This is a genomic window from Pseudomonas sp. PIC25, assembly GCF_002286785.1.
Lineage (GTDB): Bacteria > Pseudomonadota > Gammaproteobacteria > Pseudomonadales > Pseudomonadaceae > Pseudomonas_M.
In genome coordinates this window covers 26,370-50,668 of record NZ_MUJY01000073.1, presented here as the reverse complement: position 1 = coordinate 50,668, position 24,299 = coordinate 26,370, and the positions used below count along the sequence as shown (strand labels likewise).

Below are 24,299 nucleotides of genomic sequence, written 5' to 3'. Positions count from 1 at the left end.
TTCTCCTCTGCACTATCGCTACACCTGGATCCGGATGATCTTGCGAATCCACAGAATGCCCAGCAGCATGGCGCCGAACGCCGCCATGACCATCTTCTGCCCCAACGGATCCTTGATCAGCATGGGCAGGTACTCGGGCGAGGTCAGCACGATGGCCGCCGCCAGCACGAAGGGCACTGCCACCAGCACCCAGGCGGACATGCGCCCCTCGGCGGACAGCGTCTTGACCTTACGCTGGAAGCGGAAGCGTCCGCGGATCAGGCTGCTCAGCCGCTCCAGCACTTCGGTGAGGTTGCCGCCGGTGTCGCGGTGGATGAGGATCGAGGTCACCAGCATCATCACCGTCATGCTCGGCATGCGCTCCAGCAGGCCGAGCATGGCCCGGCGCACGTCGTTGCCGTAGTTGATATCGGCGAAGGTCAGGCCGAACTCGTGGGCCACCGGGCCCTTGTGCTCCTCGGCCACCAGACGCAGGGTCTCGTTGAACGGATGGCCGGCGCGCAGGGCTCGGCAGATGGCATCCAGCGCGTCCGGCAGGCCCTCTTCGAAGGCCATGAAGCGCTTGGCGCGGTCGCGGGCGATCTTCACCAGCGGCAGCCAGAACACCAGCGCCGCCACCGGCAAGGCGACCCACCAGACCTTGAACACCAGCCAGGCCAGCAGGCCAGCGCCACAGCCCAGCACCACCCCCAGCATCAGCACCCGGTAGGCGCGGTATTCATGGCCGGCCTGCTCGATCGTCTGCGCGAGGTTTTCCATCCAGGGCAACTGTTCCAGCGCCGCCTCCAGCGGCGACAGGCGCTTGAGGTACTTCTGTCGCAGCACCGTCTGCATGTTCGGCAGGTTGCTGGCCTTCTCCAGCACGTGCAGGCGGCTGCGGATGCGCTTGCGCACCCGCCCCGCCTCGCCGAACACCGGCACCACCAGCCCCTGGCTGAGCAGGAACACCGCGGTGAAGACCATGCCGAGAAAGGCGATGATCAGTTCTGTCGGGATCTGGCTCATGGCTACACGGCCTCCATCCACTCGGGGCGGAACAGGTTCAGCGGCAACTCGATACCGCGCTTGGCCAGCTCCTCGCGGAAACCGGGAACCATACCGGTCGGCCGGTAGTCGCCGAGGACTTCGCCTTTTTCACCGATGCCGCGCCGTTCGAAGGCGAAGATTTCGGTCATGGTGATGATGTCGCCTTCCATGCCGTTGATTTCCTGCACGCTCACCAGCCGCCGCTTGCCGTCCTCCTGGCGCTCGAGCTGTACCACCACGTCGATGGCCGAGGCGATCTGCTGGCGCAGGGCCTTGATCGGGAAGGTCGCACCGGTCATGGAGACCATATTCTCGATCCGCCCCAGGGCGTCGCGCGGGGTGTTGGCGTGGATGGTGGTGAGCGAGCCGTCGTGGCCGGTGTTCATCGCGGTGAGCATGTCCAGCGCCTCGGCGCCGCGCACTTCGCCGATGACGATGCGGTCCGGGCGCATCCGCAGGCTGTTGCGCACCAGTTCGCGCTGGTTCACCTCGCCACGCCCTTCGATGTTCGAGGGACGGGTTTCCAGGCGCACCACATGCGGCTGCTGCAACTGCAGCTCGGCGGAATCCTCGATGGTGACGATCCGCTCGTTATGCGGGATGAAGCTGGACAGCACGTTGAGCATGGTGGTCTTGCCGGTTCCGGTGCCGCCGGACACCAGCACGTTCAGGCGCCCCCTCACGATGGCCTTGAGCATCAGGGCGATGCCCGGCGTCAGGGTACCCATTTCCACCAGACTGTCGCTGCTCAGCAAGTCCACCGCGAAACGGCGGATCGACATGCTCGGCCCATCGATGGCCAGCGGCGGGATGATGGCATTGACCCGCGAGCCATCCTTCAGCCGTGCATCCACCAGCGGCGACGACTCGTCGATGCGCCGCCCCAGGCTGGAGACAATGCGGTCGATGATGTTCAGCAGATGCTGGTCGTCGCGAAAGCGCACATCGGTTCTCTGCAGCTTGCCGAAGCGCTCGACGTACACCGAGGCGTGCCCGTTGACCAGGATGTCCGACACGCTGCGATCCGCCAGCAGCGGCTCCAGCGGCCCGAGGCCGAGCACTTCGTCGGTGATCTGCTTGATGATCAATTGCCGGCTGGAGGCGCTCACCGGAGCCGAGTGATCGTCCAGCAGGCGCTGGCAGATATCGCGGATCTGCCGCGCCGCGTCGGCCGGCTCCAGGGAATCGAGCAGCGACAGGTCCATGACCTTGAGCAATTGCTGGTAAATCCGCTCGCGCCACTCGGCCTCCACCGGGCTGAGCTGGGTGCGGGTCTCGTAGATTTCGGCCGGAGCGCACTGCTCCCAGGCCAGCCCCGTCCCACCCACCGCGCCCTTGTCATCGGGCTCTTCCGCCTTGCTTCCAGCCTTGGCCGGCTGCTGGCGCAGGCGGCTGCGAAAATCATTGAACATGGCTCATTCCCCGAAGAAGCGGCTGAATGCGCGCTTGAACAGTCCGTGGCCCGCGTGGGCCTGATGCCCGGCCAGCTCCTTGCTCAATTCGCGCAATGCCTGGGTGATCGGTGCCCGTGGCGCATGGATCTCCAGTGGCACCCCGGCGTTCTGACTTTCGCTGACCACGGCGAAGTCGTTAGGCAGTTTCTGCTGCTCGGTACAACGCAACGCCTCACCGATGTCCCGCAGGCTGATCGGTGCATTCTTGTCGTAACGGTTCACCACCACATGCAGGCGGCTGCCCTGGACGCCCAGCTCGTCGCGCAGGATGCGCATCAGACGGCTGGCATCCTTGAGGTGGCTGATACTTTGCTGGACCACGACATACACCCGGTCGGCCTGCTCCAGCACGGTCCCGGTCAGGTGATCGATCTGCCGTGGCAGGTCCGCCACGGTCCATTCGTAGTTGTCCTTGGCCAGTCGCAGCAGCGCCTCGAGTTGCTCGGCGTGCACATCCTGCGGCAGGCACAGCTCGTCCAGCCGACCGCCGAGGATGTGCAGCGTCGGGCTGAAATGGCTGCAGAAACCCCGCAGCGCCACTCCGTCCATATCATCGATCTGCTGCAACACCTCCACATGGCTGTGGTTCGGGTGCACGTCCAGGTAATGCGAGACGCTGCCGAATTGCAGGTCCAGATCGAGGAGCAGCGTGCTGCCGCCCTTGGCACTCAGTTGCTGGGCCAGGTTGCAGGCCAGCAGAGTGGCACCGGAGCCGCCCTTGGCATTCATCACCGCCACCAGTTGCCCGGTCGCGCCGCCGCCCGAGCGGCTTTCCGACACCATGCGGCCGAGGGCCTTCAGCAGCTCATCGGCGGCCACCGGTTCGGGCAGGAAATCGCGTGCCCCGGCCTGCATCGCCAGGCGCATGCCCTCCCGCTCGTCCAGGGGGCCGCAGACCAGCAGCGGCGGCCGTTCGTGAGCGGGCCGCTGCAACAGCGCAGCCAGCTCCTCGCGCCACAGATGACTGACCCGCAGCAGCAGCAGGTCGGGCATCTGCTCCAACCCATAGAGCGGGTCGGTATGGCCGTTGGTAACCAGGCGGGTGTTCACCCGCAGGCTGGGAATGCGCTGGCTGAGCCCCTGCAGATGACGCAGGGCGCCGGCGTCGCGACTGCTGATCAACAGGCTCAGGCCCTGCTTGCGGGCAGCAGTGGCAATGGGTGCCTCTCTCGACTTCAACATGGCGTGACCCCTACGGAAGGATCGACATTCGATGGTTGATCGTATGGCTGCGCGCCCTCGGCATGGCCACCCAGGCTCTCGCGGGGCACGATCGATTGAAATGCGGGCAGGGTCAGGAGGCCGTTGAACCCCGGAATCAGGAAGTTGAACGGGAAGTTCTCGATCCGCAGGCGCACGTAGCGGATGTTCTGGAAGCCACCGGAGGCCGAGGCCGGGCTGCCCACCACGGCACCGAACACATCCAGGTAGCTGAGGTTCAGGTCGGCGGTGTCCAGGTTGCCGACCAGCACGCTCTGTCCGGCATCGTCGGCGGTGTTGAAGATCGCCCGGCGCAGGATCACCGGGTCCTGGATGTCACACACCGCCGCCAGCCGCGCGCCGCGCCGGGCGGCCTCGCTGAGGGTATTGACGGTGAAGTACAGCCGGCCGAACTCCAATACTCCGAACAGCAAGGTGAACAGGAGCAGGCCGATGATGGCGAACTCCACCACGTAGACGCCACGCATGCCCCGGGGATTCATCACAGCGCCCTCATGACAGTGGTAGCGACCAGCGGGATATTCAGGGTGATCGCATCGCCGGCGAACGCCGGGATGCTGTTGCCGATCACCGGCTGGAACACGTAACTGATGCTGACCTGCACATGGGTGGTCCCCACGGCGCCGACCTGTACATTCGTGACGCTCAGGCCCGGCACCACCTCGTTACCCGGTTGCGCCACCGGCACCCCGTAGACGGCGATATTGCGCGTCTCGGTCTGCAGGACCGGGGTGATCGTCACCTGCCCGAGGGTACCGTTCCAGGCCTTGCCGGCGAGGTAGCGCACCGCGTCGCGGTTGGATTGCAGCAAGGTGTTGTAGTGGTAAAGCATGCGGCCGAACTCAGCCACGGCGAACAACAGGAGCAGCAGCAAGGGCAAGGCGATGGCGAACTCCACCATGGCCACCCCCTGCTGGTCCTTGCGCCGCCTGAATGCAACAGTGGCCATCGCACACCTCCTAGGAGTCGGTGCTGGGGGTCGAGGGAGTGATATAGGTCTTGTAGAGCTGGATGATCACCGGGCCGACGTCGTTGGCCGGTGTCGGCCCCGCCACCCCGTCGCCCTCGCACTCTTTGATGAACTGGCCGAACACCTGTGCCTCGGAGCCCTGCTGGCGGACGGTCTGCAACAGGAAGAAGCAGCCAAAATCCAACACCGGCACGTCCACCTGCCCACCCGACTCGCCGGTGCAGTTGCCGATCACGATGTTCAGCATGCGGCGCTCATGGGCACCCTGGCAGGTGCCGGACGCCGCACAGGCGGCGCTGTCGGCAAGCCAGTCGTTGAGATCGTAGAGCGGCGTGCCGCCGGCGCTGAGGTCGCCGCCGTTGGAAACCACCGGCTGGCCCTGGTACTCCACCTGCGAGGTCGTGCCGTTGTACGTCATGCGCGGCTGGCTGAACTGGGTGACCCAGTCCGGCGGGTAATCGGTGGGGTTCATGCCAGGGCCGGTGTATTCCCCGAAGCGGGTATTCAGCCCCTGAGCCACCGGCCCCACGGTATTGCCGGGCTCGGTCCCCACTTCGTCGCCGACCACGTTGCATTTCTCGATGCCGCCGGCCAGCGCGGTACGCAGGTCATTGGCACCGGTGGCGCCATCCAGGCGCAGCAGTTGGAAGTTGCCGGGCCCGATGACGGAAGCGTTACCCGCCGCGCTCTTGAGCACTTCCAGGTCGCCGAAGCCGTAACCCCAGTAAGAGGTGCCGCCATTTTCCGCCGGGTCGTCGGCCGGATTGCCGCAGACCATGATCGGCTCGATCTTGCAGGGCGACGCCGAGGGGCTTGGCCCCGCCGTGGCGATGGCCGCCACGGCCTTGTCGCCCAACTGGCCGCCGCCGAACACCTGGGCGAAGTTCCAGAAGAAGCCAGCCAACGGGTAATCCGGCACCGACACCCGCACGTAGCGCGAATCGCTCGGCCCCGGATAAGCGAATGGCCCGTACACGCTGGCGGAGAACTCCACCACTGCCATATTCCCGGCCCCACCGGCGGCGGCCAGCGCCTGGGCCAGCTCGCCATTGCCGTTGGCGTTGGCATTCAGCGTCAGGGTGGCCAGGGCGGCGTCCCGCGACAGGCTCGATGCGTTGCCCGACCCCGCCAACTGCTGCAGGGTCTTGGCCCCGCTGAGCGCCGCAGCGTCCACCGCATTCTGCAGGCGGGTCTTGTTCAGCAGCATGTGCCCGCCATCCAGCGCCAGCGCCGACATCAACAGGATCGACGCCAGCGCGATGACGATCAGCACCATCACCGCGCCCCGCTGGCGCCGTGGCGCCGGACCGAAGGGTCGCTGCATCCGGGTGCTCATGGCCGTGCCCTCAATCGCCGATGTTGATCTGGATCGGCTGGCCGACCTGCGCGGCATTGCCGGTCACACCGCGATAGCCGTCCATCACCTTCTCGGTGAGCGGGCCGTCGGTGCCGGTGGGTGCCACCTCGGTACCGGGGCTGGCCGCCACATCCTTATTGGCGATCTGCTGGTAATGGGTCTGGTAGACGCTGTAGCCCAGCGGGCCGACCCGGGCCTCGTCGTAAGTCATGCAGCCGGACAGGCCGAGCAGCAGGAAGAGAGGAATCAAGGCTTTCATTGCACGTACCTCACTGGGGATGACCGGGCGGCGTACCGCCCTTGTGCTGCCGTTCAAGTCCCGCACCCTTCCGGGAGAGTGTCCTTGCCAGAGATCGTCACCGGGGCGTGTGCCGACCCCTCGCGCCTTCCACCTTTGCCCCGGAAGGGAGCGGGAAACCCTTGCCACGCCTAGTCGAGGTCGTGGCCGAAACTGCCGCCGGATACACCCAGGCTCACCGGCACCTGGCGTGCCGGGCCTTCGCCCTTGGTCTTGCCGAGCAGGTAGAAATCCATGTCGCCCGGCTCCACGATCTTCTCGGTGGGCAGGCGTACCGTCCTGGCATCGATGGGCTTGGCCAAGTGAGGTGTCACCAGGATCACCAGCTCGGTCTCGCCGTTGATGAATTCCTGGCTACGGAACAGATGGCCGAGCACCGGCACGTCGCCCAGGCCGGGGAAGCGGCTGACGAAGTCGCGGGTGTTCTCGCTGATCAGGCCGGCGATGGCGATGGTCTGGCCGTTGCTCAGCTCCACGGTGGATTGCGCGCTGCGCTTGGTCAGGGCCGGCACCAGCAGGGAAGCCTCGACCGCCTCGCCGGTGCTCACCACCAGGCTGTTGGCCGACACCAGTTCGCTGACCGACACGTTCAGGTTGAGGTTGATTCGGCCCTGGTCGAGCACCACCGGGAGGAATTTCACCCCGACGCCGAACTCCTTGAATTCGATGGTGATGCCATCATCGTCCGAGACCGGGATCGGGAACTCGCCGCCGGAGATGAACTCGGCCTGCTGCCCGGTCAGGGTGGTCAGGGTCGGCTCCGCCAAAACCTTGGCCGAACCGTTCTCCTTGGCCGCCTCGAGCACCGCGTCGAACAGGAAGCTGCCCGAGGAGAAGCGCGCCAGGAAGCCCTTGTCACTGCTCAGCAACGTCTCGGCCAGGGACGCGCTGTCATTGAAGCCGCCCAGGTCCCAGTTGCCCGACTTGCCGATGGCGAGGAAACGTACACCGAGCCGCTTGACCAGGCTGCGCTGCATCTCCGCCACCTTCACTTCCAGCATCACCTGCTGGCTGCCGCCGATGGTCAAAAGGTTGACCACGTCCAGCGACTGGGTCGGCACGGCTTCGGCGGCCTCCCCCTTGCCCTGCACGATGCTCTGGCTCTGGGCGGCATAGGTCTTGGCCAGCTTCACCGCCGAATCCATCGCCGCCGCACTGCTCACCTGGCCGCGCAGGACCAGTGCGCCTTGGGCGCTGTACACGGAAATGTTCTCGTCGGGCATCAGCTCGTGCAGCTTGGTCTTCAGGCTGCCCAAGTCATGCACCACTTCCAGGTCCAGGCTGTCGATCAGCCGGTTGTTGCCATCCCAGAGCAACACGTTGGTGCTGCCCAGGGAACGGCCGAGCAGGTAGAGCTGGGTCGGGCTGGTGATCAGGATGTCGGCGATCTCCGGGTTGCCGACCGAAATCTTCTTCACCGGCGCCCGGGTGGTCAGCACCCGCGACTTGTAGATCGGCACCTGGATGTTGCTCACGTTGGCCGCCGGCATCGCGTTGACCGCGGGCATCGGCTGGGCCGCCTGCACCGAGGCGACCAGCAGCAGGCCGGCAGCCATCGCAGACAGCGCGCACGACCAAAGTTTGCGGATGATGTCCATGTCCTGTTCCTCTTTATAGTGAGGCGGGTTGTTCGAAGCCGGCAGGCACACCGGCACTGCTCTTACAACTGGGCCTTGGCCGTCTCCACCGCCGTCCCACGAATCACGGTGATGCCACTGGGGCCAGTGCTGCGGCGCACGGCCGGCTTGGGCACAACGATCGGTGCCGGGGCGGGCGGCGCGACCATCGCCACCGGTTCCACCGGCAAGGGTTTCTTCTGGTTATCCAGGGGGTTGCGCAGCGCCAGTTGCAACTGGCCTTCGGTTTTCGCCTTGACCAGCTTTTCCGCCTCTTCCGGGGTCATCTCCAGGGTCACCGCCCGGACCACCACCGGCTGAGTCTTGTCGGTGCTGGCGGTCTGGTCCACGGCCAGTACGCGCAGGTCTTCGAGGATGGTTTCCGCCTTGGCGGTGTTGCCGGCGCCGTCGGTTTTCTTGGTCGCCAGCACATCGACGCGGTTGCCCGGCAGCAGGAAGCCGCCGACCCCGACCACATCGTCCACCCGCACCGTCACCGCGCGCTTGTCCTTCTCGATCAGCGAGGCCAGGGTGCTGCCGCCGAGGTGCTCGGCCAGCCGCGCGGCACGCAGGATGTCGCCGCGCAGCATGCCGAAGGTGGCGATCTTGCCGACGGCCTTGTCCACGCTGTCGAAGGCATCGTCCGGCACCGTGCCCTTGGGCATCCTCACCAAACTCACATGCTGGGCCTCGACCATTTGCCCGAAGGGGATTTCCACCGTGGCCACCACGACGCTCTGCAGGTTGTCGTCCGGCCCGGCGGCGAGCCGGGCACTCAGCCAGTTGTTGGCCATCCAGGCCGCGCCCAGCCCGAGGGCCAGCGAGAGTCCGATCAACATCAGCATGCGCGCGTTCATCACGGTGTCTCCCAGTTCAATTGGCGTTCAGGCTGACGAAGTAGTTGCGCCAGGCCCAGGCCAGGGTTTTCGGTGAAGGGCCTTCGGCGTCGTCCAGCCCCAGGTAGCGCTGGCGATCCATGGCCATGCCCAGCAGATCGCGCGGGTGGCAGGGCGCCAGAGGCCGCTGCTCTCCGTGGTGAAGGCGTTCGATGGCGTACTCGACCAGGGCGGGGTCGAAGGGAATGCCCAGCTTTTCGCACTCCTGCTGCCAAATGCGCTGGTACTCGTCCGGGCGCAGGTAGCCGAAGTGCAGCTTGTAGCCGATGCGCCGGAGGAAAGCCTCGTCGGCCAGCTCCAGCGGATTCAGGTTGGTGGAGAACACCAGGATCAGGTCGAACGGCAGCTCGCAGTGCCGCCCGCCGCCCAGGTTGAGGTAGTCCTTCTTCTCCTCCATGGGCACGATCCAGCGGTTGAACAGGTCAACCGGCGCCACCCGTTGCCGCCCCAGGTCATCGATGATGAAGATGCCGTTGCTCGCCTTCAGTTGCAGCGGCGCCTGGTACTGGCGGCTGTAGGGATCGAAGCGGATGTCCAGCATGTCCAGGGTCAGCTCGCCGCCGGTAATGACGATGGGCCGCCGGCAGCACACCAGGCGCCGGTCGATGCCTTCGTCCAGGCGCAGGCTGCGCGGCTCGCCGGACGGCAGCGGCTTGTGCACCTGGGGGTCGAAAATCTCGATCACCGCCTCGTTGATGGCGATGGCGTGGGGGATCCACACCGCCTCATGGAACAGCTTGATCAGGCGCTGACTGATGTAGGTCTTGCCGGTCCCGGCGGGGCCGTAGATCATCATCGCCCGCCCGGAGTTCATCGCCGGGCCGAGTTCGTCCAGCAGCTCCTCGCGCAGCACCACGCCGTCGAACGCATCGCGCATGGCCTGGGCATCCACCCGGCTTTGATGCACGCTCTGGGCGCTCAGCAACTCCCGGTAACGCTCCACCGGGAACGGCGCCGGGCCGATGTAGCCGCTGCGCAGCAAGGCATCCTTGGCGGCGCTGCGGCCACGGTCGGTCAGGCCATAGCGCAGGCCCTGCCCGCTGCTCTGGCCGAGCACCTCGATGCGGCCATCCTTGCGCAGGAAGGCCAGCAGCTCCTCCAGCACCGAACCGGTCAGCGCCAGGCGCTCGACCAGCCGCTGCATGTCCAGCACGCCGGCATCATGTAGGTGCTTGCAGATCAGGTCGCCGAGCAGGTTGTCGGCCAGGCCGGTTTCCGCGACGGTCCTCGGTTGAGGGGCCAGACGCGCGATGCCGGTGCCGCTTGCTTCCGGGCTCGCCTGTCGAACGCTCGCAATCTGCATGTCGGCCTCCCGCTCAGCTGAAATTCATCCAGTACACGCTGCCCAGGGTGCCGAGCAGGACCGCGACGGAATAAGGGAAAGGTTTGCCGGCCACCTCGTGGCTGGCCGGCGCTAGGTAGGCCCTGGCCTTGAACATCAGCCCGTAGCGCGCCAGGGTCAGCGGCAACTGACCGCGAAACAGCACGATCAGGAAGCCGCAAACCCCGCCGGCGATCAGGCTGAAAGCCGCTGCCCAGAGCGCGTCCCAGGGGCTGAGGAACGCACCCGCCATGGCCATCAGCTTCACATCGCCGGCGGCCATACCGCCCAGGGCATACAACGGCAGGAAGACGGCAAAGCCCACTGCCATGCCCTGGAAGGCGTTACCCAGCCCGGACCACCCACCCGCATAGACCTGGCTGGCAAAGCCGAGGGCCAGGCCCAACAGGATCAGCAGGTTGGGGATGCGGTGGCGGCGGAGGTCACATGCCATGGCGAGGCCCAAGAGCCCGAATAGCATGGCAGTGGCTGTGATTTGCTCTGTAACCATGGCTGAGTTCTCCTTAGGAACTCTTGCGATTACGGGCAAGCACCTGCAACAACAGCGTTGCACAACGCAGTAATACGGGTATTCACCGCACCGCCCAGGCTGGTGAATGCGACTACCACCGCCACCGTGATCAACCCCCCCGCCACCGCATACTCGACAATGGTCAGGCCGTCTTCGTCTTTGATGAACTTCAGTACCGAAGTCTTCACTGCTTGAAAGATCATTTCGTTCACCTCGTTCGCTTGGTTTTATCGACCCGGCGACGCATTACCGCCCCGCCTGATCTCTACGCTAGTTATCCAATCGAAAGAGGGGTTAGGAACTTTTTGCAGAACTCAGGGACTTTTTTGCGGAACCGGACAAATAAAGAAATGGGCAACCGACGCCGCACCAGGGTTAGGCAAAATGGCATTTGCTCAAGCAGATAGGAATGCAGAAACCCGCTCGCCAGAAAATTGACAAGCATTGGAGAGCCAACTTTCCTGCGTACCGAAGAGAAGCTTTTCCATTCAATATTTATTCTCAACATCAAAGGAAATAGAAATCCTCTCCGACCCAGGGAACTTTTTTCGTCGCCAGGAATCGCGACCGAACCCCTACAAACCTTGCGGGCTCTGCTTAATCCCCAATGATCTAATGCTTATGAACATCGGTTCTTTGTATCGATGTCACTTTGCCTTCTATGTAAGTAATTCCTAACAGTCGAAATCGGACCTGTTACAGCCATGAACTCTCGTACGGCAGTACCACAATTGCTGTGGTTCGACCTGACTCATGACCGTTCGGCGCAGGATTTCATTCCACTGTTTGCCGATGTCTGCCAGATCGATCTGGCCCGCGACCTGAGCGTGGCCGGTATCGATACCCGCCGGCGCCCCGACATGATCTGCATGCACTATGACCGCCCCGACTCGCTGGGGCTCGGTCTGTTGCTGGAGCTCAAGAACGCCATCCCCTCCATCCCGATCACCATGCTGACCCAGCAGCATTCGGAAGAACTCGCGGTCTGGGCGTTTCGCTCGGGTACTTGGGACTACCTGGTATTGCCGCTGACCGACCCGGAATGCGCCCGCTATCTCAGCGCACTCCAAGAATTGTGCAAACTGCGCCGGGAACCCAGGGAGGACAGGAAGAACCACCTGCCCCGCACTCACCACCTGCCGGAAAGCGTCCGCCTGACGCCGGACTTCCACAAACAGCAGCCCCTGCAGAAAGCCGTCCGCTACATCGAGCAGCACTACACCGAGCAGATTGATGGCAAGACAATGGCCCAGCTCTGCGGCATGACGCCGTTCCGCTTCAGCCGACTGTTCAAGCAGACCCATGGCATCGGCTTCGTCGAATTCGTCCTGCAGAAGCGCATGGAGCGCGCCAAGGACCTGCTCTGCAACAGCCAGATGCCGGTCACCAGCATCGCCTATACGGTCGGTTTCAAGGACCCATCCTACTTTGCCCGCGCCTTCAAGCAGTATTTCGAGTGTAGCCCCAGCGATTTTCGCCGCGACGGCCCACCGAGGCGGCAGGTGGCCCAGGCCAATACGATCCAGGCCGCTCAGAAGAGCCATGACCTGCGGGACGCCGTGCCAGGATTTTGATCGCCTGCGCGCTCCACTCAAATTGGCCTCTCGGCTTTAGAACCGGCTCACAAATGCCAAGCCTTGTCACATTCCGACGCTAGGCAACACCTCGGCAAGCCGGTAGCGTCTGCCGCTCCTGAGTCCTCGGGAGCCCCGGAACCATGTCGCCCAGAAAAGCCGTCCCCCTCGCCCTCATCACCACCAGCGTTTTCAGCACGCCCGTCCCGGACGCCAGCGCCAAGGACATCGACGCCGATCGAATCATGCAAAGCGTCGAACGGGTGCTGGAGGAAAACCGCATCTACGCCACGTGCCTGTCCATGGACAAGAACTCGCTCGACTTCGTCCGCAGCAACTGGCGGCGCATGGTCGGCGAAACACGGGACCTGCTGCGCAAGGCCAACTTCGATACCAGCTTCCTCACGCTCTTCGAACTCAAGGTGCGCGCCGCCAACCTGCTCGACCAGAACCTGTCGCTGCACCAGGCCATGGCCATCTGCCACGCCAACGAGGCGATGATCAGCCGTTTCTACGAGTTCGGCTTCAGCAACCTGCGCCAGGAAGTGGAAAAAGCCATGGCAGGTGACAACGTGCCGATTCCCAGCACATATAACGAGGCGCGCGCCCCTGCCGCAGCCTATCCTTGAGCGTTCTGTGCTAGCGTGCTGCACGCCCGCACTTCGCAGTCCCGCAGCGGCACACCGAATCGATGCACAAGCGCAGCCGGACGGCTGCGCTCATTCAAAACCTGATGGAGTAAGAACCCATGGCAATTACCAAAGACCAACTGATCAGCGATATCGCCGAAGCCACCGACGCCCCCAAGGCCAGCGTGCGCGCCGTGCTGGAGCAGCTCAGCGAAATCGTCAGCGACGCCCTGGAGAACGGTGACGAGCTGACCCTGCCGGGCATCGGCAAACTGAAAGTCAGCGAACGCCCGGCCCGCACCGGCCGCAATCCGCAGACCGGCGCCGCCATCGAGATCGCCGCCAAGAAAGTCGTCAAATTCGTCCCAGCCAAAGCCCTGACCGACGCGATCAACTAAGCGCCAATGCGCGCCGGGGGCGCGCCCGCTCGCCCCCCTTCTGCCTACCCCATTCGCGGATGAATCCGCTCCTACCGTTGCGCCCCATCGGCCCTCGGGCAAGAATTTCGCCCGGCTCGTCGTAGGAGCCAGCCCTGCTGGCGAAAAGCTTCGCCAGCAAGCTCGCCCCTGCAACGCCTAGCGCATAAGGCCCATGTCACCCTCCAGACAAGCCTGCATAGCCGCTCGGGCCATCTCGATCAGATAACCGCAGGCATAGCCGAGTTGTTCGCTGCCCGTGCTGGTGGCCTGCACCGCCAGCTCTTCGGCGGCATCCAGCAGCAGGCAAGCGCACTCCAGGGCCGCATGGGCCGGCACGTCGGGCTGGACATTGAACAGGTGATGAGCACCGTCGTTACAACGATGAAACGCGACGGGCTGGGTGTGAACACATTCAGAACGCATGGTGAAGCTCCTTCGTCAGATGAGAGAGCTGCCACCCTTCACGGCCAAGTGAAATGGGAGGCAACTGTGCGCAGGTTGGCCGACCGGGGACAAAGGAACCCGGCACACCCGAAGGTGTCCCGCGCACAGCTGCCATGACACGACATTGCGGGCACAAAAAAAGCGCCTGCAATGAAGTTGGGGCGCTGTGCGCCTTCGTCTATCCGACCGGCCAAGGTCAGTCGCGGATTACCGCGACGGCGGCACTATAGGCGCTTCGCGGAAAGGCTGGCAAGTCGGGATTCGCGACGCGGAGCGTCGCAGGCTGCATTCCCACGCAGAGTGTGGGAACGATCGTCCGGGGGCTCTCCGTAGGAGCCAGCTCTGCTGGCGAAGCGCTGATAGGGCCTCATTCGACAGCAAAGCCCGAACACCTGTAGGGGCGAACTCATTCGCCCACCGGGTCGTGCCATTTCGAATGGTACAGCGACACGAAACCCAGTCGAGGGCGATTAAGGTCGGGAGTCGCGACGCAGAGTATCGCAGGCTGCATTGCCACGCAGAGCGTGGCAACGATCAAATGCCGAAACCAGACAGCGCCGCGAGGAAAGCTTCTTCGTCCATCACCTTCACCCCCAGCTCGCTGGCCTTGGCCAGTTTGGAGCCGGCACCGGGGCCGGCAACGACGCAGGTGGTCTTGGCCGAGACCGAGCCGGCGACCTTGGCGCCCAACGACTCCAGCTTTTCCTTGGCGATATCGCGGCTCATGGCTTCCAGGGTGCCGGTGAGCACCCAGGTCTGGCCGGCCAGCGGCAGCCCTTCGACGGCTTTCTTCTCGCTTTCCCAGTGCATGCCGAATTCGCGCAACTGCGCTTCGATGGCGCGGGCGCGCTCGGCGTTCGCAACATCACCGAAGAAAGCCCGCACCGACTGCTTGGCCTTTTCGTTGAGCCCCTTCATGGCGCTGAGATCGAGCCAATCCGCCTGGATGATCGGCTCCACACCGCCGAACCGCTCGGCCAGGTTCTTCGCCCCGGTGGCCGCCACGTAGGGGATGTTCAGCTTGTCGAGGAAATCCGCCAGGGTGACGCAGGCGGCGTACTCCGGACTGAGATCGCCCTCTTCCTGCAACGCCACGCCGTACTGCTCGTCCAGCAGGGCACGGATGACCTGCTGGTTGTGCTCGTCCTCGAAAAAGCTATGGATCTCATGGGCCACTTCCAGCCCGACGTCCGGCAGGTAGGTCAACACTTCCGGCAGCGCCTTCTGGATGCGTGCCAGCGAGCCCAGGGAGCGCGCCAGCAGCTTGGCGGTTTCTTCGCCGACGTCGGGGATGCCGAGGGCGTAGATGAAACGGGCGAGGGTCGGTTTGCGGCTGTCCTGAATAGCTTGGAGCAGATTTTTGGTGGACAGATCGGCAAAACCCTCCAGTTCGAAGACCTGTTCGTAGGTCAGCCTGTAGAGGTCCGCCGGCGAACCGACCAGGCCCTTGTCGACCAGTTGCTCGACGATTTTGTCGCCGAGGCCGTCGATGTCCATGGCACGGCGCGAGACGAAATGGATGATCGCCTGCTTGAGCTGTGCCTGGCAGGACAGCCGCCCGACGCAGCGGTAGATCGAGCCTTCGCTGACCGACTCCTTGCCCTTGCTGCGCTTGATCAGTTGGGTGCGCTCCACCGCCGAGCCGCAGACCGGGCAGTGTTCCGGCACGTGCACGGCCTTGGCATCCACGGGACGGCGTTCGGCGATGACACCGAGAATCTGCGGAATCACGTCCCCGGCGCGGCGGACGATCACGGTGTCGCCGATCATTACGCCCAGGCGGGCGACTTCGTCCATGTTGTGCAGGGTCGCGTTGGAAACGGTCACCCCGGCCACCTGGACCGGCTTCAAGCGCGCCACCGGCGTGATGGCGCCAGTCCGGCCGACCTGGAATTCCACGCCGAGCAGCTCGGTGATTTCTTCCCGTGCCGGGAACTTGTGGGCCAGCGCCCAGCGCGGTTCGCGGGCGCGGAAGCCGAGTTCGCGCTGCTGGCCGATGTCATTGACCTTGAACACCACGCCATCGATCTCATAGGCAAGCGCATCGCGCTTCTCGCCGATGGCCCGGTAATAGCCCAGGCATTCCTCGGCACCTTTGGCCAGTTTGAGTTCGCGGCTGATCGGCAGGCCCCATTCGCGCAGGGCCTGCAGCAGAAGGAAATGGGTTCTCGGCAACTCGCCGTCGCTGCGGCCGACGCCATAGGCGCACAACTCCAGCGGGCGGCTGGCAGTGATGCGCGGGTCCAGTTGGCGCAGGCTGCCCGCCGCCGCGTTGCGCGGGTTGGCGAAGGTCTTGCCGCCGGTTTCCAGCGCCTTGGCGTTGAGCGCTTCGAAACCGGCCTTGGACATGTACACCTCGCCGCGCACCTCCAGGACCTTCGGCCAGCCGCTGCCGTGCAGCTTGAGCGGGATGTTGCGCACGGTGCGCACGTTGGCGGTGATGTCCTCGCCGGTGGTGCCATCGCCACGGGTGGCGCCGCGTACCAGATGGCCGTTCTCGTAGAGCAGGCTGACCGCCAGGCCGTCCAGCTTCGGTTCGCAGCTGTACTCCACCTGCGCACCGTCGCCGAACAGATCGCCGGACGGCAGGTCGAGCCCTTCGCGCACGCGGCGGTCGAACTCGATCAAGTCCTGCTCTTCGAAGGCGTTACCGAGGCTAAGCATCGGCACTTCGTGGCGGACCTGGCCGAACGCGGACAAGGCCTCGCCGCCTACGCGTTGGGTGGGCGATTCCGGGGTGACGAGTTCGGGATGTTCGCTTTCCAGCGCCTTCAGTTCATTGAACAGGCGGTCGTACTCGGCGTCGGGAACGCTCGGCTCATCGAGTACGTAGTAGCGGTAGTTGTGTTGCTCGATTTCGCTGCGCAGAGCGGCGATGCGTTCGGCAGCGGTCTGGGCGTCGGTCATCTGGGAGCCTCAAGCCGCAAGCGACAAGCTGCAAGCTCCGGGCTTACCGCTTGGGGCTTGCAGCTTGTCGCTCGCGATTTCCTTTAGCGCTTGGTGGTCAACTGCCGGCGCTCGAATTCGACGATGCGCTGGCGGTAGTGTTCGATGGTTTGTGCGGTCATCACGCTGCGCTGGTCATCCTTCAATTCGCCGTTCAGCTCGTGGGAGAGCTTGCGGGCGGCGGCGACCATCACGTCGAATGCCTGCTTGGGATGGCGCGGCCCCGGCAGACCGAGGAAGAAGCTGACTGCACGGGTGCTGAAATGGTCGATGTCGTCCAGGTCGAAGGTGCCCGGCTTGACGCCGTTGGCCATGGAGAACAGCACCTCGCCGTTGCCGGCCATGCTTTCGTGACGATGGAAGATGTCCATCTCGCCGAAACGCAGCCCGCTTTCCAGAATGTTCTGCAACAGCGCCGGCCCCTTGAAGCCACCTTCTTCCCGGGCAACGACGTTGATCACCAGCACTTCCTCCACCGGCGGCAGTTCCTTCGGCTCTTCCTTGGCCGCGGCCTTGCGCGGAGCCGGCTTGCCTTCGTCGACGGGGTTGAGCAGGGTCGGCACCGGCTCGTCGAGGTTCAGGTCGCCCTGGCGCGGCTCGCTTCCACGGCGCTTGTTCAGCTCGCGAGCGCTCATGGCGGGCAGGTCTTCCTCATCCAGCGACGGTTCCTGGTGACGCTCCACCACCCGTGCCGGACCCAGCAGTTCGGCAGTACCCTCATCGTCGGGCATGTTGGCGAAACTGCGATCGAGTTTGAATTTCAGCTTGCCTTTGCTGCCGCGCATCCGGCGCCAGCCATCGAAGAGAATGCCGGCAATGACAATGATGCCGATGACGATCAGCCACTCGCGCAGACCGATATCCATGTATTTCTGTGACCCCTGACGAAAAAAATGATGATGCCACGGGACATCCTGTCCCTTTGTTCAGCACACTCACGTGGGCGCCAACTCCCTGTTCTGACTGACTTTGTCCACGTGCGACAAAAGTGGGCACTAAGCTAGCACGACGAAAGGCAACTTTACACCGTTCGTCGCATCATGCTTCGGCCAGCGCGACCGCCTCCTCCACGTCCACTGCGACCAGCCTGGAACAGCCGGGCTCATGCATGGTGACCCCCATCAGCTGATCGGCCATTTCCATGGCGATCTTGTTGTGGGTGATGTAGATGAACTGCACCTTTTCCGACATTTCCTTGACCAATCGCGCATAGCGACCGACGTTGGCGTCGTCCAGCGGCGCATCGACTTCGTCGAGCATGCAGAACGGCGCCGGGTTGAGCTGGAAAATGGCAAATACCAGGGCCAGCGCGGTCAGCGCCTTTTCCCCGCCGGACAGCAGATGGATGGTGCTGTTCTTCTTGCCCGGCGGGCGCGCCATGATCGCCACCCCGGTATCGAGTAAATCTTCCCCGGTAAGTTCCAGGTAAGCGTGCCCGCCACCGAAAACCTTGGGAAACAGTGCCTGAAGGCCAGCATTGATCTGGTCGAAGGTTTCCTTGAAGCGGTTGCGCGTCTCCCGGTCGATCTTGCGAATGACGTTTTCCAGGGTTTCCAGCGCTTCCACCAGATCGTCGTTCTGCGCGTCGAGGTAGCGTTTACGCTCGGATTGCTGCTGGTATTCGTCGATCGCCGCCAGGTTGATCGGGCCAAGGCGCTGGATGCGCGCAGCCAGCCGTTCCAGTTCTTCTTCCCAGGCTTTCTCGCTGGCTTCTGCCGGCAGCGTGGCCAGCACGCCATGCAGATCGTAGCCATCCTCGTGGAGCTGATCCTGCAACGCCTTGCGGCGAACGGTCAGCGCCTGCCAGTCCATGCGCTGCTGTTCCAGTTGGCTGCGCAGCAGTTGCGACTGCTGTTCGGCCTGGGTACGGCGTTTCTCGGCATCGCGCAGCTCGCGGTCGGCATCTTCCAGCGCCAGCCGCGCCAGCTTGAGTTCTTCCTCGACGCCCATGCGCCGTTCGAGCAGTTCCTCCAGCTTGATGCGCAACTCTTCCAGCGGCGCCGCGCCCTCTTCCAGGTTCAGCGTCAGTTGCTCCCGGCGCTCCACGGCCCGCTCGAACTGCAGCTCCAGGCGCTCGAGTGACTGCCGCAGGGAGTCATGCTGGGCACGCAGCGAGCCGATACGGACCGCCAATTGATGGGCGTGGTCCTTGTGTTGGCGCGACTCCTGACGCACCCGGTCGAGGCGTTCGCGGAGGCCGTCGCGGCTGGCCAACAGTTGCTCGCGCTGCTCGGTATCGATCGCCATGGCGTCCAGGGCGTCCTGCAACTGCAGGCGAGCCTCGCCGAGTTGCTCGTGCTCCAAGGCTCGCTGCTCGCCCAGTTCGGCCATTTCCTCGTCCAGACGCCGACGCCGCAGCGCCAGTTGCTCGACCTTGGCCTGCTGGGCGGACAACTGCGCCTTCAGCTCACTCTGTTGCCGTGCAGCTTCCTGCAAACGCCGACGTTGCTGCTCGCGCGCCTCCTCCTGCTGACGCTGGGTTTCGCGCAAACGCTGCAGGCGTTCGTCCAGATCGGCCAGGGCGGCCTCGCGCTCTTCGCGCTCCGCCTGCAAGCGTTCCAGCTCCTGGCCACGAGCCAGTACACCGGATTCCGCTTCGCTGGCACGCCGCACCCGCAGGAAATGCCGGCCGACCCAGTAGCCGTCGCGACTGATCAGGCTCTCGCCATCGGTCAGCGACGAACGCCGGGCCAGGGCCTCGTCGAGCGACTCGACGGGACGCACGCCACCCAGCCAAGGCGCCAGATCGATGGCAGCCTCCACCTTGTCCAACAGGCTGCCGGGAAGCCGGGCCCCGCTCCGCGCCGGACTGGCCAGGCGCAACTCGCCCTGTTCGAAGCCGCTCAGGTCGAAGCCGGTGAAATCGTCCAGCAGGACGGCCTGTAGATCGGCGCCGAGTACGGTTTCCACCGCCAGCTCCCAGCCGGGCTCGACGCGCAGCCCCTCGGCCAGACGTGGCCGCTGGTGCAGATTCTGTTCGCGCAGCCATTCGGCGGCCCCCTTGCCGGGGTCCAGCGCCGCCTGCTGCAGCGCTTCCAGCGAGGCGATACGGCCGTTCAGCCGTTGCAGCTCGCCCTGAGTCTGCTGCTGCGCACGGGTCGCTTCCTGCAGTTCGCCGCGTAGCTGTTCCAAGCGCTCGACCACGGTTTCTTCCGCCGCCTGCAGCTCTTCCAGCAGCAGGTCGCCGGCCGCCATCTGCTCGGACAGCTCGAGAATCGCGGCATCTTCCGGATCGGCGGCGAGCAACGCCCGCTCATCGTTCAAGCGGCGCTCGCGCTCGACCAGCCGTTCGAGGCTCTGTTCGAGCTGCAGGATGCGCGCCTGCTGTACCTCGGCGGCACGACGGGGCTCGGCGCTGCGCTGGTTGAAGCTGTCCCATTGCTCCTGCCAGCCGTGCATGGCGGTTTCCGCATCCTCGAGGGTGGCGGCGGATTCTTCTGCGGCGGCGCTGGCCATGTCCTGCTCGGGTTCGAGCATGGCCAGCTCTTCGCCCAGGGTCGCCAGCAAGGTGCGGTCGTGGCCGAGGTGGGACTCGGTTTCCTGCCGCGCCCGCTCCGCCTCGCGCAAATCGTCCTGCAACTGGCGCAGGCGCTGCTGGCCATGTTGGATGCTTTGCTCGACGCGGGCGATGTCGCCGCCCACCGAGTAGAAACGGCCCTGGACCTGGTTGAAGCGTTCGGACAGCTCGTGATGGCCGTCGCGCAACCGTTCGATGCTGGCATCGGCGTTACGCTGCTCGGCCACCAGTGCCTCGAACGCGACCTCCTGATCGCCGATCACCTTCTCGCGCTGTCCGACCTGGTCGTTCAGTGCCTGCCAGCGCAGGGCCGCGAGCTGGGCCTTGAGCTGACGCTCCTCGGCCTTGTATTCCTGGTACTTCTCCGCCGACTGGGCCTGGCGGTGCAGGCGCTCGAGCTGGCGTTCCAGCTCTTCGCGCAGGTCGCTCAGGCGCGCCAGGTTTTCCTGGGTGCGGCGGATACGGCTTTCGGTCTCGCGACGGCGCTCCTTGTATTTGGAGATGCCGGCGGCTTCCTCGATGAAGTTGCGCAGGTCCTCGGGCTTGGCCTCGATCAGCTTGGAGATCATGCCCTGCTCGATGATCGAGTAGCTGCGCGGGCCCAGGCCGGTACCGAGGAAGATGTCGGTAATGTCGCGGCGCCGGCACTTGGTACCGTTGAGGAAGTAGGTGTTCTGCCCGTCGCGGGTCACGCGGCGGCGGATGGAAATCTCCGCGAAGGCCGCGTATTCGCCGACCAGACTATTGTCGGAGTTGTCGAAGATCAGCTCGATACTGGCCTGGGTCACCGGCTTGCGGGTGTTGGAGCCGTTGAAGATGACGTCGGTCATCGACTCGCCGCGCAGGTTCTTAGCCGAGCTTTCGCCCATCACCCAGCGTACGGCGTCGATGATGTTGGACTTGCCGCAACCGTTGGGGCCAACCACGGCAGCCATGTTGCTGGGGAAACTGACCGTGGTCGGGTCGACGAAGGACTTGAACCCGGCCAGCTTGATGCTCTTGAGGCGCATGCCCGGTCCTCAACGCTCGGCCAGGGCGGCCAGCACCAGCTCGCAGTTGTGCCTGCCGTACGCGCCGAGCACCTCGCGGATGCGCGCCGGATCACGGGCGATCACCGCCTGCAACAGGTCGCCGAAGGCATTGAGGAACTGCCCCATCTCCGCCTTGCGCCGTTCCAGCGCCAGATGGTAGTTGCGACTGATCGCCGGCAGGAGGTTTTCCACCGTTTCCTGCAGGTAGGGATTGTCGGCGAACGGGAAAGCCGCGCGCATGATGTCGAAACTGTGGTCGACGAAAGTATTGATGTCCTGCCGTTCCGCGCTATCCACCAGACGCTGCTGGATGGCCAGGAACGGAGCCAGGTCTTCCTCCTTGCGCCACTGCTCGGCCACGGCATGGGCGAGCAGGATGTACAGCTCCATCATCAGGGCGTAGAGGCTCTTGACCTTGTGCGGGGTCAGTTCCGCAACCTGGGCACCCCGGCGCGGCAATATTTCGATCAGGTGCCGCCGCTCGAGAATCAGCAGCGCCTCGCGTACCGAGCCCCGGCTGACATTCAGGGACTGGGTGACTTTCAGCTCCTGGATCCGCTCACGCTCCTTGAGCTCTCCCCGAATGATGCGTTCGGCGAGATGGTGAGCGATCTGCTCGGCGAGGCTGTCCGGTGCCTTGAACGTCATGGTTTTCCTTCGAATTCATGGAGAACGCGCAAGGCGCGGAGTGTAACACAGGGTGTTACCCGACCAAGGTGGCGGCAGCGCGCGATACCGAGCAAAAGGTGGGGGAATCCGGGCTGGGTTGGCGGACTCGACTGTCCTACAGTCCTACAAAATCATAAGAAAGCCCTGGAGTCTCCCATGTTCGCGCTGCTGCCTTCCGCCTGGATGATCCGCCTGAAGAAGGTGGGCTACTGGATCTGGCTGATCCCCGTGTTCGGCATCCCGCTGAGTTATTTCTGGTCCTATGGCAGCGACTCACCGAACGCCTGGGCCTGGCTGGTCATCGGCGTGGTCTTCGGGATCATTCCGTTGCTGGATTTCGTGGTCGGCCGCGACCCGGCCAATCCGGACGAGCGGACCGACGTACCTGAACTGGAACGGCAGGGCTACTACCGCCTGCTCAGCCTGGCCACCGTCCCGCTGCTGCTGGGTATGCTTTCCTACGGCGGCTGGGTCATCGCCCACTACGATGCATGGAACTGGCTGGGCAAGCTGGGCTGGATTCTCTCCGTAGGCACCGTGATGGGCGCCATAGGCATCACCGTCTCCCATGAGCTGATCCACAAGGACCCTGCCCTCGAGCAGAATGCCGGTGGCCTGTTACTGGCGGCGGTCTGCTACGCCGGCTTCAAGGTTGAGCACGTGCGCGGCCACCACGTGAACGTCTCGACGCCGGAGGATGCGTCGTCCGCTCGCTTTGGCCAGAGCTTGTACGCGTTCCTGCCGCACGCCTACAAACACAACTTTCTCAATGCCTGGAGGCTGGAGGCCGAACGTCTCAAGCGCAAGGGCCTGCCGGCACTGCACTGGCGCAACGAGCTGATCGGGTGGTACGCCATCAGCCTGGCCCTCCTGATCGGCTTCAGCCTCGCCTTCGGCTGGATCGGCGCGATCTATTTCCTTGGCCAGTCGGCCATGGCCTTCACCCTGCTGGAGATCGTCAACTACGTCGAGCATTACGGCCTGCACCGCCGCAAGCAGGAGAGCGGCCGCTACGAGCGCACCACGCCCAAACATTCCTGGAACAGCAACTTCCTGCTGACCAACCTGTTCCTGTTCCACCTGCAGCGGCACTCCGACCATCACGCCTACGCCAAGCGCCGCTACCAGGTGCTGCGGCACTTCGACGACAGCCCGCAACTCCCCAACGGCTACGCCGGCATGATCGTCCTGGCGCTGTTCCCGCCGCTCTGGCGCGCGGTGATGGACCCGAAGGTGCGTGCCTACTATGCCGGCGAGGAGCACCAGTTGACTGCGTCGCAACTGGCGTCCTGACTGAATAAGGAACTGATCGGCCGTTATCCGCAACTCAATGCCCATCCTTCAAAGGCAATTGCATTGCGATGATCAGAAACGCCTCTTTCCATAGCGCAACACCATCTGAACGGATAGGCATGGACGCCGAACCGTTGCTATCGAATCGGAATGACGAGCCGGCATCTCGAGATGAGGATAGATTCTCACTACGCAACCTGGCCAGCAGCCTGCTGGAAACCGTCACCACGCTCTGCCGATTGAAAAAGGCACAGGAAAACGATGCTGTCGACTTGCAACTACAAACCCTGGCCGAGCAGTTCCAATGTCGTTATACGCACCCGTTCAACCAGAGCGAATTCAAAGCCACCGTTCCTGAGGTCGTAACGGCTCTACCGAACGACGAACGCGACCAAGGTTGGTGCTTCGGACTATCCCTCAGTTGGTGCCAGCAACGGCTTTCAGGCAAAGCCGATGAAGAAATATTCGCCAACCTGGCCAATTGGCAGGGCGATTCGCTCCTTCTCCGCACCGTCGCCTTGCAGACTGTCGAGCAGGATCGGCACCTCGGCCAACACGACAAACAGTTCGAACATCTCGCTGCCTTGGCTGGCATGGAATGCATCGCCGCCAGCTCCACGCACGTTGCGCATCGCATCCCAACGCTATCAATAGAACGATTCACTGACCGACTTGAACGATTATTGGACTCCACCCGGGAACAACAAGCGCTGATTTGTAGTACGACCAAGCACGCCATAGCACTGCATCGCGACAAAAACGACCACTTGCACCTGTTCGACCCCAACTACGGCGTAGTCAGTTGCCCTCTGGAACATAAACGCAACCTCTGTGCGTTCTTGTTTGTCCAGCTGAATATTGACGATGATCTTTTCTGGAAAAACGCAGGCCAGAACCCTGGCCGCTTTCTATTAACCGCGGAATTACAGCCCTCCGCTCGCCTACGCGAACCAGCACTGCGTTTCCCGACGCCCTTGCCAGCCCTTTCACTAATGTCCTCGCAGGACATGCCCGGCCCTTCGGGCACGAAGAACTGACGCGTCTTCCTGGCCAAACTCGCGGGGCCGCGCCGGAACAGGCATAATT

22 protein-coding genes are annotated in these 24,299 nt (G+C 64.0%); 5 read left to right on the top strand and 17 right to left on the bottom strand.

What is annotated here, in order from left to right:
- Positions 1-18: 18 nt before the first annotated feature.
- The 12 genes from BZL41_RS09175 to BZL41_RS09120 all read right to left on the bottom strand — a co-directional run bounded on the left by BZL41_RS09175 (position 19) and on the right by BZL41_RS09120 (position 10,894).
- Entirely contained in the window at positions 19-1,005 is a 987-nt protein-coding gene (locus BZL41_RS09175) for a type II secretion system F family protein (RefSeq protein ID WP_095599011.1), read from the bottom strand.
- A gap of 2 nt (positions 1,006-1,007) precedes the next feature.
- On the bottom strand, positions 1,008-2,438 hold the full coding sequence (locus BZL41_RS09170) for a CpaF family protein (RefSeq protein ID WP_095599010.1): 1,431 nt from the start codon (positions 2,436-2,438) through the stop codon (positions 1,008-1,010).
- Between the two features lie 3 nt (positions 2,439-2,441).
- Positions 2,442-3,662: an AAA family ATPase gene (locus tag BZL41_RS09165; protein ID WP_095599009.1), complete on the bottom strand. Its 1,221-nt coding sequence runs from the start codon at positions 3,660-3,662 to the stop codon at positions 2,442-2,444.
- The gene (locus tag BZL41_RS09160; RefSeq protein WP_095599008.1) at positions 3,656-4,183 is read right to left on the bottom strand and encodes a TadE/TadG family type IV pilus assembly protein; all 528 of its coding nucleotides are present in this window, start codon (positions 4,181-4,183) and stop codon (positions 3,656-3,658) included. Before BZL41_RS09160 ends, BZL41_RS09165 begins: the two co-directional genes overlap by 7 nt.
- On the bottom strand, positions 4,183-4,650 hold the full coding sequence (locus tag BZL41_RS09155; RefSeq protein WP_256578108.1) for a TadE/TadG family type IV pilus assembly protein: 468 nt from the start codon (positions 4,648-4,650) through the stop codon (positions 4,183-4,185). Before BZL41_RS09155 ends, BZL41_RS09160 begins: the two co-directional genes overlap by 1 nt.
- A 10-nt stretch (positions 4,651-4,660) precedes the next feature.
- On the bottom strand, positions 4,661-6,007 hold the full coding sequence (locus BZL41_RS09150; protein WP_095599007.1) for a pilus assembly protein TadG-related protein: 1,347 nt from the start codon (positions 6,005-6,007) through the stop codon (positions 4,661-4,663).
- A gap of 10 nt (positions 6,008-6,017) precedes the next feature.
- A complete protein-coding gene (locus tag BZL41_RS09145; RefSeq protein WP_095599006.1) occupies positions 6,018-6,287 on the bottom strand; it encodes a hypothetical protein in 270 nt (89 codons plus the stop codon).
- A gap of 170 nt (positions 6,288-6,457) precedes the next feature.
- On the bottom strand, positions 6,458-7,924 hold the full coding sequence (locus BZL41_RS09140) for a type II and III secretion system protein family protein (RefSeq protein ID WP_095599005.1): 1,467 nt from the start codon (positions 7,922-7,924) through the stop codon (positions 6,458-6,460).
- A gap of 62 nt (positions 7,925-7,986) precedes the next feature.
- Complete coding sequence (gene cpaB / locus BZL41_RS09135; protein ID WP_095599004.1) at positions 7,987-8,799, bottom strand: Flp pilus assembly protein CpaB; 813 nt, start codon at positions 8,797-8,799, stop codon at positions 7,987-7,989.
- A gap of 16 nt (positions 8,800-8,815) precedes the next feature.
- Positions 8,816-10,141 (bottom strand): AAA family ATPase, encoded by a 1,326-nt coding sequence (locus BZL41_RS09130; protein ID WP_095599003.1) that lies wholly within the window; start codon positions 10,139-10,141, stop codon positions 8,816-8,818.
- A 13-nt stretch (positions 10,142-10,154) separates the two neighbouring features.
- Entirely contained in the window at positions 10,155-10,670 is a 516-nt protein-coding gene (locus BZL41_RS09125) for a prepilin peptidase (RefSeq protein ID WP_095599002.1), read from the bottom strand.
- 29 nt (positions 10,671-10,699) lie between these two features.
- Positions 10,700-10,894, bottom strand: a complete 195-nt coding sequence (locus tag BZL41_RS09120; protein WP_095599001.1) for a Flp family type IVb pilin — start codon at positions 10,892-10,894, stop codon at positions 10,700-10,702.
- A gap of 501 nt (positions 10,895-11,395) precedes the next feature.
- Between BZL41_RS09120 and BZL41_RS09115 the strand changes: the two genes are divergently transcribed.
- From BZL41_RS09115 to BZL41_RS09105, 3 genes are all read left to right on the top strand, one after another.
- Positions 11,396-12,265 (top strand): helix-turn-helix domain-containing protein, encoded by an 870-nt coding sequence (locus BZL41_RS09115; protein ID WP_095599000.1) that lies wholly within the window; start codon positions 11,396-11,398, stop codon positions 12,263-12,265.
- 143 nt (positions 12,266-12,408) lie between these two features.
- Positions 12,409-12,894, top strand: coding sequence for a hypothetical protein (locus tag BZL41_RS09110; protein WP_095598999.1), 486 nt, complete (start codon positions 12,409-12,411; stop codon positions 12,892-12,894).
- 119 nt (positions 12,895-13,013) lie between these two features.
- Positions 13,014-13,292 (top strand): HU family DNA-binding protein, encoded by a 279-nt coding sequence (locus BZL41_RS09105; protein ID WP_084333913.1) that lies wholly within the window; start codon positions 13,014-13,016, stop codon positions 13,290-13,292.
- 177 nt (positions 13,293-13,469) lie between these two features.
- Here the strand turns inward: BZL41_RS09105 and BZL41_RS09100 are convergent, their stop codons facing one another.
- The 5 genes from BZL41_RS09100 to BZL41_RS09080 form a co-directional block, all read right to left on the bottom strand.
- Positions 13,470-13,736, bottom strand: coding sequence for a DUF3077 domain-containing protein (locus tag BZL41_RS09100; RefSeq protein ID WP_095598998.1), 267 nt, complete (start codon positions 13,734-13,736; stop codon positions 13,470-13,472).
- 555 nt (positions 13,737-14,291) lie between these two features.
- On the bottom strand, positions 14,292-16,664 hold the full coding sequence (gene ligA / locus BZL41_RS09095; RefSeq protein WP_095598997.1) for an NAD-dependent DNA ligase LigA: 2,373 nt from the start codon (positions 16,662-16,664) through the stop codon (positions 14,292-14,294).
- Positions 16,665-16,747: 83 nt separating this feature from the next.
- Positions 16,748-17,569 (bottom strand): cell division protein ZipA, encoded by an 822-nt coding sequence (gene zipA / locus BZL41_RS09090; protein WP_084333917.1) that lies wholly within the window; start codon positions 17,567-17,569, stop codon positions 16,748-16,750.
- A gap of 172 nt (positions 17,570-17,741) precedes the next feature.
- On the bottom strand, positions 17,742-21,230 hold the full coding sequence (gene smc / locus BZL41_RS09085) for a chromosome segregation protein SMC (protein ID WP_095598996.1): 3,489 nt from the start codon (positions 21,228-21,230) through the stop codon (positions 17,742-17,744).
- Positions 21,231-21,239: 9 nt separating this feature from the next.
- Positions 21,240-21,899 carry a GntR family transcriptional regulator gene (locus tag BZL41_RS09080; RefSeq protein ID WP_095598995.1) on the bottom strand — a complete coding sequence of 220 codons (660 nt, stop codon included), beginning with the start codon at positions 21,897-21,899 and terminating at the stop codon, positions 21,240-21,242.
- A gap of 177 nt (positions 21,900-22,076) precedes the next feature.
- Between BZL41_RS09080 and BZL41_RS09075 the strand changes: the two genes are divergently transcribed.
- Both BZL41_RS09075 and BZL41_RS09070 read left to right on the top strand, forming a co-directional pair.
- Positions 22,077-23,213 (top strand): alkane 1-monooxygenase, encoded by a 1,137-nt coding sequence (locus tag BZL41_RS09075; RefSeq protein WP_095598994.1) that lies wholly within the window; start codon positions 22,077-22,079, stop codon positions 23,211-23,213.
- Between the two features lie 119 nt (positions 23,214-23,332).
- Positions 23,333-24,250 (top strand): YopT-type cysteine protease domain-containing protein, encoded by a 918-nt coding sequence (locus tag BZL41_RS09070; RefSeq protein WP_168190970.1) that lies wholly within the window; start codon positions 23,333-23,335, stop codon positions 24,248-24,250.
- Positions 24,251-24,299 lie beyond the last annotated feature (49 nt).

Coding starts and splice junctions, on each gene's coding strand:
- BZL41_RS09175 (WP_095599011.1), bottom strand. CDS start 1,005: ATGAGCCAGATCCCGACAGAACTGATCATCGCCTTTCTCGGCATGGTC.
- BZL41_RS09115 (WP_095599000.1), top strand. CDS start 11,396: ATGAACTCTCGTACGGCAGTACCACAATTGCTGTGGTTCGACCTGACT.
- BZL41_RS09100 (WP_095598998.1), bottom strand. CDS start 13,736: ATGCGTTCTGAATGTGTTCACACCCAGCCCGTCGCGTTTCATCGTTGT.
- BZL41_RS09120 (WP_095599001.1), bottom strand. CDS start 10,894: ATGATCTTTCAAGCAGTGAAGACTTCGGTACTGAAGTTCATCAAAGAC.
- BZL41_RS09145 (WP_095599006.1), bottom strand. CDS start 6,287: ATGAAAGCCTTGATTCCTCTCTTCCTGCTGCTCGGCCTGTCCGGCTGC.
- cpaB (WP_095599004.1), bottom strand. CDS start 8,799: ATGAACGCGCGCATGCTGATGTTGATCGGACTCTCGCTGGCCCTCGGG.
- BZL41_RS09155 (WP_256578108.1), bottom strand. CDS start 4,650: ATGGCCACTGTTGCATTCAGGCGGCGCAAGGACCAGCAGGGGGTGGCC.
- BZL41_RS09070 (WP_168190970.1), top strand. CDS start 23,333: ATGGACGCCGAACCGTTGCTATCGAATCGGAATGACGAGCCGGCATCT.
- BZL41_RS09150 (WP_095599007.1), bottom strand. CDS start 6,007: ATGAGCACCCGGATGCAGCGACCCTTCGGTCCGGCGCCACGGCGCCAG.
- BZL41_RS09125 (WP_095599002.1), bottom strand. CDS start 10,670: ATGGTTACAGAGCAAATCACAGCCACTGCCATGCTATTCGGGCTCTTG.
- zipA (WP_084333917.1), bottom strand. CDS start 17,569: ATGGATATCGGTCTGCGCGAGTGGCTGATCGTCATCGGCATCATTGTC.
- BZL41_RS09160 (WP_095599008.1), bottom strand. CDS start 4,183: ATGAATCCCCGGGGCATGCGTGGCGTCTACGTGGTGGAGTTCGCCATC.
- BZL41_RS09130 (WP_095599003.1), bottom strand. CDS start 10,141: ATGCAGATTGCGAGCGTTCGACAGGCGAGCCCGGAAGCAAGCGGCACC.
- BZL41_RS09105 (WP_084333913.1), top strand. CDS start 13,014: ATGGCAATTACCAAAGACCAACTGATCAGCGATATCGCCGAAGCCACC.
- BZL41_RS09165 (WP_095599009.1), bottom strand. CDS start 3,662: ATGTTGAAGTCGAGAGAGGCACCCATTGCCACTGCTGCCCGCAAGCAG.
- BZL41_RS09110 (WP_095598999.1), top strand. CDS start 12,409: ATGTCGCCCAGAAAAGCCGTCCCCCTCGCCCTCATCACCACCAGCGTT.
- smc (WP_095598996.1), bottom strand. CDS start 21,230: ATGCGCCTCAAGAGCATCAAGCTGGCCGGGTTCAAGTCCTTCGTCGAC.
- BZL41_RS09170 (WP_095599010.1), bottom strand. CDS start 2,438: ATGTTCAATGATTTTCGCAGCCGCCTGCGCCAGCAGCCGGCCAAGGCT.
- BZL41_RS09140 (WP_095599005.1), bottom strand. CDS start 7,924: ATGGACATCATCCGCAAACTTTGGTCGTGCGCGCTGTCTGCGATGGCT.
- BZL41_RS09080 (WP_095598995.1), bottom strand. CDS start 21,899: ATGACGTTCAAGGCACCGGACAGCCTCGCCGAGCAGATCGCTCACCAT.
- ligA (WP_095598997.1), bottom strand. CDS start 16,664: ATGACCGACGCCCAGACCGCTGCCGAACGCATCGCCGCTCTGCGCAGC.
- BZL41_RS09075 (WP_095598994.1), top strand. CDS start 22,077: ATGTTCGCGCTGCTGCCTTCCGCCTGGATGATCCGCCTGAAGAAGGTG.